19 protein-coding genes are annotated in these 15,839 nt (G+C 30.8%); 3 read left to right on the top strand and 16 right to left on the bottom strand.

What is annotated here, in order from left to right; translation table 11 throughout:
- Nucleotides 1-40: 40 nt before the first annotated feature.
- The 13 genes from J3S90_RS05300 to J3S90_RS05240 all read right to left on the bottom strand — a co-directional run bounded on the left by J3S90_RS05300 (nucleotide 41) and on the right by J3S90_RS05240 (nucleotide 10,445).
- Nucleotides 41-424, bottom strand: coding sequence for a hypothetical protein (locus J3S90_RS05300; RefSeq protein WP_210645242.1), 384 nt, complete (start codon nucleotides 422-424; stop codon nucleotides 41-43).
- A complete protein-coding gene (locus tag J3S90_RS05295; protein WP_188049309.1) occupies nucleotides 424-648 on the bottom strand; it encodes an AtpZ/AtpI family protein in 225 nt (74 codons plus the stop codon). The genes J3S90_RS05300 and J3S90_RS05295 overlap by 1 nt, the downstream gene beginning before the upstream one ends.
- Nucleotides 635-1,027 carry a bactofilin family protein gene (locus J3S90_RS05290; protein ID WP_210645240.1) on the bottom strand — a complete coding sequence of 131 codons (393 nt, stop codon included), beginning with the start codon at nucleotides 1,025-1,027 and terminating at the stop codon, nucleotides 635-637. The genes J3S90_RS05295 and J3S90_RS05290 overlap by 14 nt, the downstream gene beginning before the upstream one ends.
- A 2-nt stretch (nucleotides 1,028-1,029) precedes the next feature.
- Nucleotides 1,030-3,660 (bottom strand): type IX secretion system periplasmic lipoprotein PorW/SprE, encoded by a 2,631-nt coding sequence (gene porW / locus J3S90_RS05285; RefSeq protein WP_210645238.1) that lies wholly within the window; start codon nucleotides 3,658-3,660, stop codon nucleotides 1,030-1,032.
- A gap of 199 nt (nucleotides 3,661-3,859) precedes the next feature.
- The gene (locus J3S90_RS05280) at nucleotides 3,860-4,555 is read right to left on the bottom strand and encodes an ABC transporter ATP-binding protein (RefSeq protein WP_210645236.1); all 696 of its coding nucleotides are present in this window, start codon (nucleotides 4,553-4,555) and stop codon (nucleotides 3,860-3,862) included.
- A 44-nt stretch (nucleotides 4,556-4,599) separates the two neighbouring features.
- Entirely contained in the window at nucleotides 4,600-6,063 is a 1,464-nt protein-coding gene (locus tag J3S90_RS05275) for a DUF5687 family protein (RefSeq protein ID WP_210645234.1), read from the bottom strand.
- Nucleotides 6,064-6,111: 48 nt separating this feature from the next.
- Nucleotides 6,112-6,819: a hypothetical protein gene (locus J3S90_RS05270; protein WP_210645231.1), complete on the bottom strand. Its 708-nt coding sequence runs from the start codon at nucleotides 6,817-6,819 to the stop codon at nucleotides 6,112-6,114.
- Nucleotides 6,816-7,487, bottom strand: coding sequence for a hypothetical protein (locus tag J3S90_RS05265; RefSeq protein WP_210645229.1), 672 nt, complete (start codon nucleotides 7,485-7,487; stop codon nucleotides 6,816-6,818). Before J3S90_RS05265 ends, J3S90_RS05270 begins: the two co-directional genes overlap by 4 nt.
- A gap of 3 nt (nucleotides 7,488-7,490) precedes the next feature.
- Nucleotides 7,491-8,153 (bottom strand): hypothetical protein, encoded by a 663-nt coding sequence (locus tag J3S90_RS05260; RefSeq protein WP_210645228.1) that lies wholly within the window; start codon nucleotides 8,151-8,153, stop codon nucleotides 7,491-7,493.
- Nucleotides 8,154-8,278: 125 nt separating this feature from the next.
- The gene (locus tag J3S90_RS05255; protein WP_210645517.1) at nucleotides 8,279-8,590 is read right to left on the bottom strand and encodes a GIY-YIG nuclease family protein; all 312 of its coding nucleotides are present in this window, start codon (nucleotides 8,588-8,590) and stop codon (nucleotides 8,279-8,281) included.
- 171 nt (nucleotides 8,591-8,761) lie between these two features.
- Nucleotides 8,762-9,436, bottom strand: a complete 675-nt coding sequence (locus J3S90_RS05250) for a hypothetical protein (RefSeq protein ID WP_210645226.1) — start codon at nucleotides 9,434-9,436, stop codon at nucleotides 8,762-8,764.
- Between the two features lie 3 nt (nucleotides 9,437-9,439).
- The gene (locus J3S90_RS05245; RefSeq protein WP_210645224.1) at nucleotides 9,440-10,093 is read right to left on the bottom strand and encodes a hypothetical protein; all 654 of its coding nucleotides are present in this window, start codon (nucleotides 10,091-10,093) and stop codon (nucleotides 9,440-9,442) included.
- Between the two features lie 10 nt (nucleotides 10,094-10,103).
- Nucleotides 10,104-10,445, bottom strand: coding sequence for a PadR family transcriptional regulator (locus J3S90_RS05240; RefSeq protein WP_072989747.1), 342 nt, complete (start codon nucleotides 10,443-10,445; stop codon nucleotides 10,104-10,106).
- 315 nt (nucleotides 10,446-10,760) lie between these two features.
- Here J3S90_RS05240 and J3S90_RS05235 point away from each other — a divergent pair, with 315 nt between their 5' ends.
- On the top strand, nucleotides 10,761-11,813 hold the full coding sequence (locus J3S90_RS05235) for a ferredoxin--NADP reductase (RefSeq protein WP_210645222.1): 1,053 nt from the start codon (nucleotides 10,761-10,763) through the stop codon (nucleotides 11,811-11,813).
- A gap of 77 nt (nucleotides 11,814-11,890) precedes the next feature.
- On the top strand, nucleotides 11,891-12,199 hold the full coding sequence (locus J3S90_RS05230; protein WP_210645220.1) for a hypothetical protein: 309 nt from the start codon (nucleotides 11,891-11,893) through the stop codon (nucleotides 12,197-12,199).
- A 34-nt stretch (nucleotides 12,200-12,233) separates the two neighbouring features.
- Here J3S90_RS05230 and J3S90_RS05225 read toward each other — a convergent pair whose 3' ends face one another.
- Together J3S90_RS05225 and J3S90_RS05220 are read right to left on the bottom strand one after the other, a co-directional pair.
- Nucleotides 12,234-13,244, bottom strand: coding sequence for a glycosyltransferase family 9 protein (locus J3S90_RS05225; RefSeq protein ID WP_210645219.1), 1,011 nt, complete (start codon nucleotides 13,242-13,244; stop codon nucleotides 12,234-12,236).
- Between the two features lie 203 nt (nucleotides 13,245-13,447).
- Complete coding sequence (locus J3S90_RS05220; protein WP_188049294.1) at nucleotides 13,448-14,053, bottom strand: DUF4254 domain-containing protein; 606 nt, start codon at nucleotides 14,051-14,053, stop codon at nucleotides 13,448-13,450.
- 87 nt (nucleotides 14,054-14,140) lie between these two features.
- Between J3S90_RS05220 and upp the strand changes: the two genes are divergently transcribed.
- The gene (gene upp, locus J3S90_RS05215) at nucleotides 14,141-14,794 is read left to right on the top strand and encodes a uracil phosphoribosyltransferase (protein WP_210645218.1); all 654 of its coding nucleotides are present in this window, start codon (nucleotides 14,141-14,143) and stop codon (nucleotides 14,792-14,794) included.
- Here the strand turns inward: upp and J3S90_RS05210 are convergent.
- Entirely contained in the window at nucleotides 14,789-15,718 is a 930-nt protein-coding gene (locus J3S90_RS05210; protein ID WP_188049292.1) for a DUF6427 family protein, read from the bottom strand. The genes upp and J3S90_RS05210 overlap by 6 nt on opposite strands.
- Nucleotides 15,719-15,839: the final 121 nt, after the last annotated feature.

The following is a 15,839-nucleotide window of genomic DNA, read 5'->3' as shown; positions in this document are numbered from 1 at the left end:
GTCATATTGTAATTAATTATGATTTTCATAAAAAAAACATTTATTGTTTACTTATTAAACGAACAGCAAAAAAAGTTTCGAAGAATAAGAACAGAAAATAGGGAATAAAAAATGCACTAACATCAGGAATTTGGCTCTTAAGGTCTGATTGAAGCAAAGGAATTAGAAAAACGATAGAAGCCATCATTTTAATTAAGCTAAATCCCATAAAGGCAAATCCCGTTTTATCAGCAAATGTTTTATTAACAAAGAGTAAGAAACTATAGCTTAATAGCGTAACTACAAGATGAAAAACATAAATACTCCAAGTTGAATAATAAAAAGAAATATTTTTAAAAAAAGTCTCTATTAGATAGTATTGTAAGATAAATAATACGATTGAAAAAGGAATTATTATCTTTAAAAATTTATAAAATTGCTGCATTATTCTTCTTTGTTTAAATTTTTAACTTGCCTAATTACATTATACAATGCAATGAAAACAGCTAAAAGTGATAGTATAATTGTAAAAACGGAGGAATTAGTATATTTTTCATCCAGCCACATTCCGAGATAGGTAAAACAAAAAATAATTACGCCCATCTGAAAAGGGATGTTCATCATCACCAACCATTTATTGGTTTGTTTAAGATTGTTATTTTTGCTCATTGGTAGCGATTTGATTTTTTACAACAGTTGTGTTCATAACACAAGAAGCGCTAAAATCAGCACCTGGTTCTACAGATAACTTACCCACGCTAACTTCTCCCTGAATACTTGCTGTAGCTTTTACATTCAAAACCTCAGCTACTTTGATACTTCCATTAAACTTACCTTCAATATCCGCGTTATTGCAAATGATATCGCCCGATACACTTCCTGAAGCGCCAATAACTAGTTTACCTGTAGATTGAAAATTCCCAATTAAATTTCCATCTAATCTAAAATCGGCTTCTGAAATAATATCGCCTTTTATTGTTGTTCCACCAACAATTCTGTTGGTTTTACCAAGTAAATCAGTGTAGGGCTTCTTTTTTTTATCAAACATAATTATTTCTTTTCGAGTGCTAAATAGGTTTCTAGATTTTTCTTGATTTGAATTACTTTGTAATTTTCTCCAGAAATTATGATTGCTGGGTTTGCAATTTTAAACTTAGGTTTTTCACGCAAAACATATAAAATATCTTCTGCATAAGCTTTTGATGTGATACCATGAATGGTAATAAAATTTTCTTTTTCTGTATAAACATCATAAGAATAACGCAATTGTTGGTAGTTTTCTTCTGTGTTAAAAATTTTAATTTTATCTTCAATTTCTTTTGTGTTTGCATCGTCACGTGAACCTACTTTAAACAAAATCTTCCAACTTTTAGAGTTTTGTTCAACCAATTCCATTTTGTCAATAAGCGGAATCTGCTCCGTAATTATAACTTGTGCATTTTTACCTTCTTCTGTATTTGGATAATTGTCCGCTACAAATTGCAATGCTTCTTTGTAAGCAGTTACTCCTCGCAGTTTGGCAATCGTATTCGCTTTGAGCAATTCAAATTTAGAAACAATCGTTTCTCCAGAAAATTGGGTAATCAATTGATCTATGTTTTCTAAAACTAATACATATTGCTGTTGCTCATAAAGCTTGTACCATTTGGTATAAATGCCTTCTGGAGATAAATTTTCGTGAGAAACATTTAAATCATTATTATTCAAAATTTGAGTATAACGCGATTCTGGATATTCGGCCGTTATTTTTTGTTTTAAAGCAACTGCTTTACTACTATCCGTAATTTCATATAATTTATATAAATTATACAAGGCAGGAAGTACTAATTTGGATTCTGGATTATTGTTTAATAAATGCTCTAATTTTGCAATAGCCAACTGATTTTCTTTGAATTTTTCTTTATAGATAATTCCAAGTTGGTAATTAGCAAAATTACGTTCTTTTTGAATACTATCAATTGCTGTATCTTTTTGTGGCAGTTTTTTCAAATAAAATTCGGCCGTATATTCGGGCACTATTTTAGCAACTTCAGATGGCTTTTCTTCAAGATTTGTATTCCCATCTTCTGAGGAATCAGCATTTATATTGGTAGTACTAACAGATGAAATTCTCCAATTTCCCTCTGCAGCTCGATCACCCCATATTTTTTTAAATTCTAATTTACCAAAAGCAACCGTAGTTGGATTATAAAAATAAAAAGCACTTGTTACCGTAGCGTTAGGATTTCCTGGCATTGATGGCGGCATCATTATAGATTTTGTCTTGCCTATTGAAGGATTTTGTTGTGAAACAATATCATTAGCGCCAGTTGTATTATTTCGTTTAATATTATCTTGAATCGTTTGATTTTTCTCTTCTAAAATACGTTTTTGATTGTCTTTTTGTTTTAGTTGCGTAATATAATTTTCATAATAAGCAATTTTATCAGCGGGATTTAAAGCAACTACATTTAATATACTATCGTTTCTTTGAGCTATCGCTTCGTATAAAATTACGTCATTAAGATCTCCTCTAATTTTTTTTATTTTTAAAAACTCTCTTGACTTTCTATCCAGTTTTACTAAGGTACTATCGTAGTACTTTGCAGCTTTAGTATATAGTGCCTCTCTAAAATACATATTACCTATATTTCTGTAATTTGAAGCTACTAAGTAAGTGTCTTTAGAGTTTGACCGTAAAGAGGCATTATATAAATGTAAGGTTTCTTTCTGCTTATTTTGTTTATCAAAGAAAAGTCCATAATGGTAATAAATAAGGTCTTTGTAAGGACGGTTTTCTCTGTCTTTTATAAGTTTATCAAATGTTTTTTGAAACGCAACAAAATCTCCATTATTGTAATCAAATAGGTCTGCTTTTTTTGCCTGTGCATGGATCACAAATTTCCGATCTGCCTTCCTATTCATTTTTATGACAGACTGATACATAGCAACCGCACTATCTTTATATCCCAACTGTTGGTATAATTGTCCCAAAATAAAACGATAACGCGCTTTCTCTTGATTAATTTTGGTAAAATCGATAGCTAATTTTATTTTTGCAATAGCGCTATCCTTTTCTTCTAAATTTAAAAATGAAGCTGTTAATAGTGCATTTGCATCAGCAAAAACCTGATGACTCATTTTGTAATCCTCGATTAACTTGCTAATATTTTTTATTACTAAAGCATCGTTTCCTAAACGCATATTAGTTTTTTCGCGCCATATTTTTGCTTCGTAAATATTGCTGCTATTGGGATATTTATACAATATGTAATTAAAAGCATCAAGCGCAGGAATAAAACGTTGATCGTAATACCTCGCTTTTCCGAGCATCAAATAAGCTTCATCAATTTGGGTGTTTTTCTCTCTTCCTTCAATATTCATTGAATGTTTCTGAATGGCTTTTGTCGCTTTGTTTTCGGCCAATTCAAAATCGGGATTGCTTGACTTTTTGCTGGTGTTGATTTCGTCTTTGATAAGCATTTTTTCAATCGGAAGCAACTGCCAAAAATCATCTTCATTATTAGACTTTATTGTCTTTACTCCTTTATCATAACCAACACCTCCATTATACAAAATGTTATATTTAGTGCTGAGTGCGTGCGAATTTCTAGACATAAAAGTGTCTTTTTTAGTAGAACAGGCTACTAAAAAAGCGAATAACAGTAAGAAAAATGAAGATTTAAATATATTGATTTTCAATGGAAAACGTTTTTATCAATTAACTATTAAATATAGAATTTAGTATAATGACTGGTAAAAATACATTTCTTTTTGATATCGTGGTAATTATAGCGCTATAAATGAGTGGTTTCATTAAAAGGAAAAACCGCTACTTTATAAATTACTGTTGCTTATTAAGCATTTGCAATCTATAAAGTAGCGGTTCTCTAATTTTTTATTATACAGCAAAGAACAGTTCAAGCTCCTTCAATGTTTCTTCAGAAGTTTGAATGTCTTTGACTACTTCGCCTTTGTGCATCGCAACGATTCGGTTACTAACCTCAACGGTATGCAGTAAGTCGTGGCTGGAAACCAATACCGTCACATTAGGATTATCAGCGAGATCTTTGATGATTTTTTTTAATCGAAATTGCGTTGTTGGATCTAAATTAGCAAAAGGCTCATCAAGAATAATTACCTCTGGATTTCCAATTAATGTAGCAATGATTCCCACTTTCTTCTGATTCCCTTTTGACAAGTCACGTAAATATTTTTTGTTTTTAAGAATTTCTCCATTAAAAAATTCCTCATGTTTTGCTAGTAAAGCATCAACATCCGCTTTATTTTGTCCGCGTAAATCGCCTATGAAATAAAAATATTCCTCTGGAGTTAAATAACCAATCAAGAAACTCTCGTCTAGAAAAGAAGCCGTAAAAGGTTTCCAAGCTTCACTAGTATTTACCTCAACTCCGTTGTTTATTACATGACCTGTTGAAGGTTGGATTAAATCCAATAAAAGGCTAAAAAAAGTAGTTTTTCCTGCTCCATTATTTCCCACAAGACCAAAGCTTTCGCCTTTTTTAATTTCTAAAGAATCTATTTTAAGTACGGTTGTTCCGTTATATGTTTTTGAAAGATTGTTTACTTGTATCATTTTATAAAAAATTAATTTGATGAATAGTTTGATGAATAGTACCGTTATCCTTTTTGTTTGTAAGCGGCTATTGTTGCATATTTCTCTGATTTATAGACTCTTTCAATCAAAGAAAAAGCTTTATTTTTAAGAGCAAAACCAATTACTCCTGCGCTAGCCACTAAAGCTAATGCTACGTTAGGAGTGGCATATTTTAAACCTAACCAATAGAGTAAAACAGGCAAACCTAATTGTGGAACGGAGATTAGCATGGTTTTAATATTAAACGCTTTTTTATCTCCAAAAGCGCCTTTTCCAGAACTCAAATCAATTGGCGTTTTAGTATAAGCTCCACCTAATAAAACTAAATGCGAATTAACGCCAATGTTATAAATAGCACCTACGATAATCACTAAATACGTTTCCCAACCAAAATAAAGATAAAATGACGCAACAATAGTGGTTAGTATAGTAGCAATAACCATCAACCACCATTTAGAACTCAAATATTCTTTATACGGAATATTTTGTGTCATCATTAATTGGTAATAGGCACTATCCCAACTGGGTACAAATTGACCAAAAGTGATTAGAAATCCTCCTGAAACAAAGATTCCTGCAAATATGTGCATTACTGGTCCGTAAAAAGCAGTTGTTGAGAAAAACAGAAGTCCATAAAAAAGAAACATAACACTTAACCCGACAGTAGTCTTCGATCTTTTGTTCCTTTTTATTAATTTAATGTCATTTTTCAAGAAGGTACCAATAGTTCCAAATTGATTTAACCAATTTAAATTTTCTGTTTTAGCAACATCATGCTTATTTGTAAGTCCTGCATCTAGATATAAGTTATTTTTAAAATAGATAAATGTGAAGTAATACAAAACTATTAAAGCGATAACTGGAATTGCAATAGCCCAATACGTGTTGAAAATAGCATTAAATAGAGGTGCTGTATAATCAGTAATATTAAATAATCCATAATACTGTAAACCCGCTAATACAGTCTTGAATAGAAGGAAAATTCCAAATAAATTATCCTTATTGCTTAGTATAATATTAATAAAGTTGTTGATGTACAATAAAGAATAAATACCAGTAAACCATAATAGTACATGCACAACATCATATCCTTCGATCATTAAAACAATACTGAATGGAAGTAAGAAAAATACATGAACTAAGTTAAAGAAAGATAAAATTGTTTTTCCTATTGAGAAATGAACAATCGTAGCTTTTTTTATAGGAAAAATTAGCATCGGACGAATGTTCATTACTGGAATTTTCTGCAACAATATTCGAACGAGTAAATCCATTGCTAAGTAATAAATCATGAATTTATTCACTGTTGTGATTGGGTCCATGTTCATTTTCTTTAAGAAATAGAAAACACCAATTCCTAATGCTAAAAAGACTATAATAAAATAGGCGGCAAGAAAACCAATGAGGATTTTCAAAGCTAAGTTGGTAGCGAAGGAAGCCGATCTAAAAAATGCTTTCCATTCGAGATAAAGGAATTTTTGAATCATATTTTGGTTGTTTAGTTTTTTTAGTAGGTAAGATAAAGTAAGAAAACGTTACAGTTTTTCTAATTTATATTCAGGATAGGTTTGTTGTAAATAAAAAGACGCTTTAGCAGGAATAATTTTGAATACGATAAAAAGTACCAAACTAAATAATACAAAAAGAAAACTAATTCCTAATATCCAATAGTCGTTCGTTAAAAAGTTATCACCAAGATTGATTAATTGAAACAACAAATTAAGAGGCAGTATTATTGTTGCAGAAAAAGTGCCATATTGATTGATAATCTCTTCGAACAGCCACTTTTTCTCATTTAATTTCTTTTTTTCCTTTCTTGTTTTTCGGTTTTTAAACATTTCATAAAATGTAAAGCCTAATAAGAGGATATAAAAACCAACTAGAATCCATACTTTATATAAACTTAATTTTATGAAATTAAAAAGCAATAAAGTCATTGCAATAGTTAAGACAATCTTTGGGATACCAAAAAAATCTTTAAAATGTTGCCAAACCAAACCGTCGTATTTTTTTCCAAGTGCTACTTGTCTTTTTTCAACCACATCCATAAATCCAAAAACCCCAAATTTGCTGAACTCAATATGTAAAGCTTCTTCAAAAGAACGATTGGGATTTTCCTGCCATTGGGTTTCAATAGCATTGGCCAAATGATCGACTAGTTCTGATTGCAAATCATAATATTCCACATAATGTTGTTGAGTAAAAATGAAAAGTTGGTCTATTTGTGAAATGGTTAGTTTCATGAATTAGAAATTGATAGTTTTTTCTCGAATTGAAAATGTTTATAGGCAAGTTGCAGATAAATTCCCGTATACACCGTGTAGCTAATTGCAAAAAAAATAGATATAAAAGCAATTTTAATATCAGCATGATTTAACCGTACTGGAAATACACCAATGCCAAGCAAAAAAAGAAAAATGATGAGATTTATACTTTTTTTCTTCATTAAATAACTGTAAGTCGTTTGATGTCTTGATTTCCAGACAAAAAATAAAGCTGAAAGTACCAAGCAAAGCTCTATTAGAATAAACGGTTTTAAAACTGCTTGAATATTTATTAATAAACTAGTATTGTTTGAATTTCTAAAAAATAGTACTGATATTATTGCCATCAAAAAAGATATTGAAATAAAATTTAAAAGTTGTTTTCTTAATAATTTATGGCATTTATTTGTCATTATTCTGGGATTGGTAAAGCCAACTAATCCAGAAAACGACGGCTGTAATTCTGGCTTCCATTTCTCAAAAATAGTCTTTAAATTATCCTCAAATGAAAGTGTATTTTCCTCCATCAAAACTTCAATTTCTGAAGCAATATGATCCGTAACTTCTAGTTTTAAATCTTCGTAATCAAGACCATTCAAAACTAAAATTTCATTTATTTGGGTTATTTGTTGGTTGGTTAAGTTCATGTTTTAAATTAGTTTGTATTTTTTTACTATTCTGAAATGCTCTGCTGCAAGCGCAATTAAATAGACACTTATAAAAAAGAAAAAACTAGTAATAGACCACTCCATAAAATTGCTAAACAAACTGCCTCTCTGATAGTGACGATAATTTCCATTTAAAAGTGTGTAAATCATATAAAAATTATACGGTAGCAAACAGGAACTTTTTAGAAAAAAGAATCCATAAACCGTTTTAGATTTTAATTTCCAAACAAAAAACATAATGGTTAGTATGACCGCACAAGATAAAATATATACTGACGTTAAAAAGGATTTCAAAATAGTATAAACGTATTCTTGTGGATACATTATTGTGATCGTTGTCATCAAAATGCTAAAAAAAAGAGTTGAAAATAAACTCGATTTATAAATTTTTGATGCCGCAATAACATATCTGTCGACAATTATTTTTGGTCCAATAATTCCCCATCCAAAACTTTTTGTTTGTTTCAACAGTGATTCCCACTTTTTTAAACTCTTTGCAAAGGCTTCTTCAAAAGTAGATTCTTGTTCTAATTCAATCTCTGAAGCAATATGATCAATCAATTCTAATTTTACATCTTCATAAATGACATCCTTTGAAATTAAGGATTCATTTATTAATTGGATTTGGTCTTTGGTTAGTTTCACGGTGGAAAATTTAAATTAAGTGATGATGTTTTTTAATTTTTTAAAATATTCTTTTGAACTTACATTTCAGTAAATACAATTTTCTACGTTATTTGTCATGCTGAGGAACGAAGCATCTCTTCCTACTATTCAAACAAGTAATTAAGAAAATTCAAGTCAGGATCAATTGTTTTTATTAGTGTGATTTTCTTGTCTTTTTTCCATCCTTTAATTTCGTTTTCTTTAGCAATTGCTATTTGTATCCATGTAAATTTTTCGAAATACAATAAATGATGAACGTTATATTTAGCAGTAAATGAATTCGGATTTAAGGCATCGTTGTGCTGTTGTAGTCTAATTTTTAAATTATTAGTAACTCCAGTGTACAAAACTGTTTTCGCTTTATTGGTCAGAATATAAACATAATAAGTATGGTACCCTTCCTGAAATTCTATCATGTTTTTTGCTTTAAAGATGATTTCAAAATTAGTGGAGATGCTTCGTTCCTCAGCATGACAAAGAATATGGTATGAGTAATAAAACCCTATCATGTTTTTTGTTTTAAACATGATTTCATAATTGTGATGATGCTTCGTTCCTCAGCATGACAAAGTAATGAATTGATAATTCTAGCTTAATTGATATTGTTTTTTAATCCTTTTGATTGTTTTATTTTGCAATTGGATTCCAGTTATTACACATAAAACAGTTAATGCCCACAAACAACAAAAGAGAAAAAGTACTAAAGGATATTCATCAATTTCTTCTTTAAAAACATTCGCTAAATTAAGTCCTAAATTAATAAAACCACCAAAAATTATTGGAATTGGATTAATCATCTCAATTTCCAAAAAGCGATTACCATCTATTTTTCTACTCTTCAAATAAGTATATAACATGGGTATAGCTGCAAAAAGTAAAAAAAGAAATAATACTGCTACAAACTTTCTTGGCTCTTCAAAATACAAAGAAATTTTAAATGTCAAAGCAAGCAATAAAATACTACTTATGATTTTAGGGAATTTTAAATACGCTGCAATCATTTTCCATTGCTCTCTGTTATATTCTTTTCTAAGAACCTTTGTTTGTTCCTTTTCAATAGATTTAAAACTAGAATCTCCAGTAAACTTATTCTCAGCATATTGTTTTACTTGATGAAAAGTGAGTTCAGGATCTTTCTCCCAAATTTCCTCCATGCTAGAAACCATGTGATCCGTTAATTCTACTTGTAACTCATACCATTTGATATCTTTGGATTCAATGTAATCTGAGACGTATTTTATTTGTTCGTTTGTTAATTGCATAATTTATTGAATTGGTAATTTTCTTTGAAATTGTAAATGCTTCACTCCCAAATATAATATCGAAAACAAAAACACAAAAAAACAACCTATTGTTGCTACAAATAAGTTTTGATTCCTTAAATCATGAGGAATATTTGGATTGATAATAAATGATAAGCAAATAATAAGAACGGTAAAACGACTATCAAACAAATGCTTGTATGTAGTAGTGGCTTTAGACTTCAAATTCCAAAATTTGGTCAAAAGTGCTAAAGCTCCCGTTGTGCAAAAGGCGTAAAACAAGAAATCTTTCATTAGACGAATAAATTCTAATTTTTCCTTTGTGTTATCGACCAATTGAAAAATAATAATTAATATTATAGACAATACTACTGATATAATAACTTCCCTTTTAAACTGATTTTTTAATTTACTATGAACTAGTTTAGGATATGTTGATTGCAATGAAAAAAAATCTCTTGTCAATTTGAAATCCTCACCCCATTTATTAAGAACCTGATTGTAAACTACAGGAAATTCATTGTTAGTAACTTCCATTTCATTTTCAATTTCACTAGCAATATGATCTAAAACTTCAAGTTTTATATCGTCAAATTTTATCCCTTTTTCATTTAAAGTCTGGTCTATACACTCTATTTGTTCGGCGGTTAACTGCATCTCCTTAAGATTAAAATTCTAATTTTGGACTTGGGTTTACTAAACTCTGCATGTTTCTAATAAAATCTTCCAGTTCTGAAAGTCGGTTTACGGTTTCGGTAGTTCCTTTTTCAGTAAGTTTATAATATTTGCGCATTCTATTGTCTACTTTTTCCATCTCTACATCTAGAATTCCTTCTGCTTCCAATTTATGTAAAGCTGGATATAAAGCGCCTTCGGTAATATTAAGTTCACCGGATGTAATTGCTTTTACTTTTTGAGTAATTTCATAACCATACATCTTGCCGTTTTCCTCCAGCAACTTCATGATGATCGTATTTAAACTTCCCTTATATAATTGTGAGTTTTTCATTTTTTTATAATTTCTAAAAACAAATATACATAAGAATCTTATACATAATACTATTAGGTATGTAATTTTTAAAGTAAACGGATCATTTAACTAAAAATTAAAACAAAAAATAGCCTAATTAACACTTATGAAAACTATTTCTCATTTTAATACTTTTTAGAAAGCTAAAATTGGGGACATTAAATTTTTAAAAAAAATATGATTCGTGTCATTCGTGTCAAAAAATATCCACTAGTTTTCCTCTATTATAAATTTTCAAACACTTTGATTTAAGAAACCTAATCTGTTTATTATCTTTGTCAAAAAAAAAATCCCATGTCATCCTTTTTAAAACTAATTATAAAAGAAGTAAAACGCGAAACTAAAGATGCCGTTTCTATACTTTTTAACGTACCGGAAGAGCTAAAAGCAAATTATAAATTCATTGCAGGTCAATACCTAAATTTGAAACTAACGCTAGATGGTCAAGAAATTCGCCGTGCCTATTCTATTTGTTCATCACCCGAAAGTGGTGAACTTCGCATTGCAGTCAAAGCGGTAAAAGATGGTGCATTTTCTCAATTTGCCAATACAAAACTAAAAGCCGGTGACGCCATTGAAGTAGGAGCTCCTGAAGGAAAATTTACTTTTGAACCACAAGCAGACAGACAAAAAAATTATGTTGCTTTTGTTGCAGGAAGCGGAATAACACCCGTAATGTCGATATTGAAATCAGTATTGAAAAACGAATCTAAAAGCTCTTTTGTACTGGTTTATGGCAACAAATCTCCCGAGGAAACGATTTTTCATCAAGAATTACACGATTTGCAATTGCAATATGTAGGTCGTCTTTTTGTACATTATGTATTCAGTCAAGCCAAAACAGACAATGCATTATTTGGTAGAATTGAGAAAGCAGCAGTAAACTTTGTTTTGAAAAACAAGCACAAGGAACTCGAATTTGATAAGTTCTACTTGTGTGGTCCTGAGCCAATGATCAACCTAGTTTCTGATGTTTTAAAAGAACACAACGTGAAGGATACTGCTATAAAATTTGAATTATTCGCAGCTTCTATCGTAGAAAACACTATAGAAAAATCCTTAAGCGGACACTCCAAAATCACCATTATGGTTGATGATGAGGAAACGACTTTTGAAATGTCTCAGAAACAAACCGTTTTGGATGCGGCATTAAAACAAGGAATCGACGCACCTTATTCTTGCCAAGGCGGAATTTGTAGCAGCTGTCTGGCTCGTGTTACCTCTGGAACTGCCGAAATGAGTAAAAACTCCATTCTTACTGATAAAGAAATTGCTAGCGGATTGATCCTTACCTGTCAAGCGCATCCCACATCAGAAAGCATTTATATTGATTATGATGATGTTTAATCAATAAATAACTACTAATTTAAAATTCCAAACTCCTACTTAAAAATAGGAATTTGGAATTTTTTATTTCAAACCAAATGAAAAAACCACGGGAAATTTTTAAAAACAAACCTAATCTTCTGGAAGAAACAGAAGTCGAACAACTTTTGGACTACTGTGAAAAGTTGCAAGACGAATTAGTCGATTTAAAATTTCATCAAAACGAAAACAAGCAATTAATCATGCTGGACATGCTCAAAGAAATTGTAAAAGCGTGTGAAGAAACCGAAAAACAACAAAAAGAATCGATACGCTTTGGTTTAGAATCTCCTGATTTTGAAGTATCTATTTCTAATTTAAAACGATATTTGCAGGTTAGATGTAGAGAAAATGGGATTTGGCTGTAAGCCAAATAAAATTGCCTTCATAATAATTTAAAAACTACAGTAACGACTGAATACGAAAAACTACACTCTCTGGTAAAATAGTTCGCATTACCTCATCATATCCTTCTACTTTTTTATTGCCATAAACTGATGTTGGTAACATAGGATACTTTTCTCTATCTGAAACCAAAGCATTTTCTATGGGTTGATTAAAAGGGGAAAAACCAGCAAAAGGATGAGTTGCACCCCAAAGTGTTACTACTTTTACACCAAGCATTGCTGCAATATGAGCATTACCAGAATCCATAGAAAGCATTACATCTAGATTACTGATCAGTTTTAATTCCTGTTGAAATTTAATTTTTCCCGCTACATTTATTACATTTTTAAAAGGAGTGGCAAGTGAATCTAAAATTTCGATTTCTTTTTTTCCACCACCAAAAAGCAAAATAGTATGCTCTTTATTTTCGGACAATTTTGCGAGGACTTCTTTCATTAAATCCAAAGGATACACTTTAGAATCGTATTGTGCAAAAGGAGCTATTCCGATTAATTTTTGATAATTTTCGCCAATTAAGTCTGTAATTTCTGCACTTAAGACCGTTTTTTGGGGAAATTCTAGCTCAAGAGATAAATCTATTGGATAACCAAGTGTTTTAAAAACCTCAGCATGCCTTTCGAACATCGTTGGTAATTGCTGGAATACTTTGTTGTCGGCGCGCGTTAATTCTTTTTTACCAGCACGACCTTTATCTACCGCAGCTACTTTTTTTCCTGTTACTAGAAAAAGATTTCGGATAATTTGAGAACGCAATACATTGTGCAAATCAGCAAAAGCGTCAACGTGAAGCGCTCTTACATCTTGAAATAATCGAAGTAATCCCAAAAAACCTTTGTGCCTTTCTTTTTCGTCGAAAGCAAAAAAGGAAACATTAGGAATTCCTTCAAAAAAAGGCTTAAAGAAAGGTCGCGAAATTACGGTGACTTGAACCGATGGATATTGTTTTACAAAAGCGCGTAAAACAGGAACCGTCATAGCCACATCTCCCATTGCGGAAAGTCTCATGACAGCGATATGTTTGGTGTTTTTTGACAAGTATAAATATTTATTCTTAGGATCTTAGCCCAGATTGAAATGAAAATCCCGGAACAAAAAAAGTAACGTTTCTGGTTCTAAAAAAGCGACTAGCGGAAGCTCTTTTTAGGACCATAGAAACGGTACTTTTTTTGTGAGGAATTGTAATGGAAAGCTGGAAAAAGCTCCTGAAATTACTTCTTATTTTGGTACAAAACGGGATTTAAGTCGTCGTCATTGTACATTTTCATTTGCTTGTACACTTTCATGAATTTATCACCTTTTTCGATATCAGTCAATAAATCATCGATAGCTGTTGATAAATCAGTTCTTTGCTCTAACAAAATATTCAGTTTTACTTGACATTTGTCTCTGTGGTCTTGAGAAGCTTCTGCGCGAGTCGCCTCTTCATTCATATGATAAATTTTAAGCGCTAAAATAGACAATCTATCAAAAGCCCAAGCCGGACTTTCAGAGTTAATTTTTGCATTGTCTTTGATGACTACCGTGCTGTATTTTTGCAAAAAATAACTATCAATATATTCTACCATATCGGTACGTTCTTGATTAGAAGCATCAATTCTTCTTTTTAGAGTCAAAGCTGCAACAGGATCAATGTTTGGATCTCTAATAATATCTTCAAAATGCCATTGTACGGTATCAATCCAGTTTTTATGATACAACAAATGTTCAAATTTATCTTTTGGAAACGGATTGTTGATGGGTTGATCTACATTATCAAATTGATGATAATCCTTAATACTTTGTTCGAATACGGAATAAGCTAATTTTGAAAACATATTTTTATATTTAATAATTACAAAGATACTTTTTATACTTTTATGGTTTAACAAAAACTGTAGAAGTTTAATATCAAAAAATAAATCATGCAAATTCATATTTTATCAGAAAACAATAGTATCCTGAACCATTTTTTAGGACAAATTAGAAATGTTGATGTTCATAAGGACAGCATGCGTTTTCGAAGAAATATTGAGCGAATTGGTGAAATCATGTCGTATGAATTAAGCAAAGAATTGATTTATAAAAACGTGGAAATCCAAACCCCACTTGGTATAAAAAAGACTACCGAAATTAATGACCCAATAGTTTTATGTTCTATACTACGGGCTGGTTTGCCTTTGCACCAAGGTTTTCTAAATTATTTTGACAGTGCCGAAAATGGTTTTATTTCGGCTTTCAGACATCATCCAAACAACGATGATTATTTTGAAATTAAAGTCGATTATCAAGCCGTAGCAGACATCAATAAAAAGAATGTATTATTACTTGACCCAATGTTAGCAACTGGTCAATCTATAATTGCTGTTTATAATAAATTAATGGAAAGAGGAAATCCAAAGGAAATTCATATTGCTGTTGTGATTGCAACCCCCGAAGGTATTGCCCATTTAGAAGATCATTTACCAGAAAATTGTCATCTTTGGATTGCTACTTTAGACGATAGTCTAGATGCTAAAAATTACATCGTTCCTGGGTTAGGAGATGCTGGTGATTTAGCCTACGGTCCGAAATTATAACTGGCTAAAGAAAGCAAAAACACTACAAATAATAAGTACATATAACACTATTTCCTGATTCAATCTAAGTTGTGGCATTTCTATATGACTGGTGGTCATAATGGCCAAAGGAGCAATCGTGAAAATTAACAAGTCATTGCTTTTCTCTGGTGCAACCAAAAAAATTATAACTCCAATGAAAAAGGATGCTATTATTTTTTTGAAAGAGGTATGAGAAACTTGAGGTTTATTAGACATTGTTGAAAACATTGATACTAAGAAAAACAGCGCAATTGTAGCGTATATAGAAAATGCCGCGTTTTGGTAATTATTAGTAAAATAGGAGATTTCAAAATTGGTATGTACGGTTTTAATAAAATAATCAAATCCGCTTAGATTAAAAAGAGTAACATAGAGGGAGTATAATGTTCCGACTATAAAAAAAGCAATAAATGGCAGTATCCAGTTTCTATAATCTCTGGAAACATGAAAAATGATCGATATAAAAACTAAAATTATAAATAGAACACTCCAAAAATAGAATAAGGAGGCCATAAAGATCCAAAAAGAGGCATCAAATATTTTTTCCTTAGAGGCTTTTAGCGATTGTAAAGAAAGTAATCTTCGTAAGGCAAGCAGAATAAAAAAATTAGCAATAATTAGATTCGTATTGCTAAATACGGATGGAAAGAAAAGCAGAAACAGAAAGGAAAAAAAGATCGTAAAGGTACTGTCCTTGGTCAGTACATTTCGCTTTGCTATAAAATTGGATACGAATAAAGAAGCCAACAAAAGACAAAACAATCCTATCTTTGTTAGTATTGAAAAAATGGATTTTGTCCATGACAAATCTTGAAATTGAAATATTAAAAAGAAGAACAACATTAAAATTCCAACAAATAAAAAATTTAATGGTGTAGATTTTCTAAAAACACTTGTTATCATACGGATATTTTATACTTTTGTGTCGGTAAATATAAGACTTGTTTAAAAAGTAAGCCCTGCTAGTTTGAAAAGATTCCTAAAAAGTCCCTTTTTAACTCGTCCTACCACAAAAAACAACTAC

This window comes from Flavobacterium flabelliforme, from assembly GCF_017948675.1.
GTDB lineage: Bacteria > Bacteroidota > Bacteroidia > Flavobacteriales > Flavobacteriaceae > Flavobacterium > Flavobacterium pygoscelis.
This window is presented reverse-complemented; position numbering and strand designations above follow the sequence as displayed.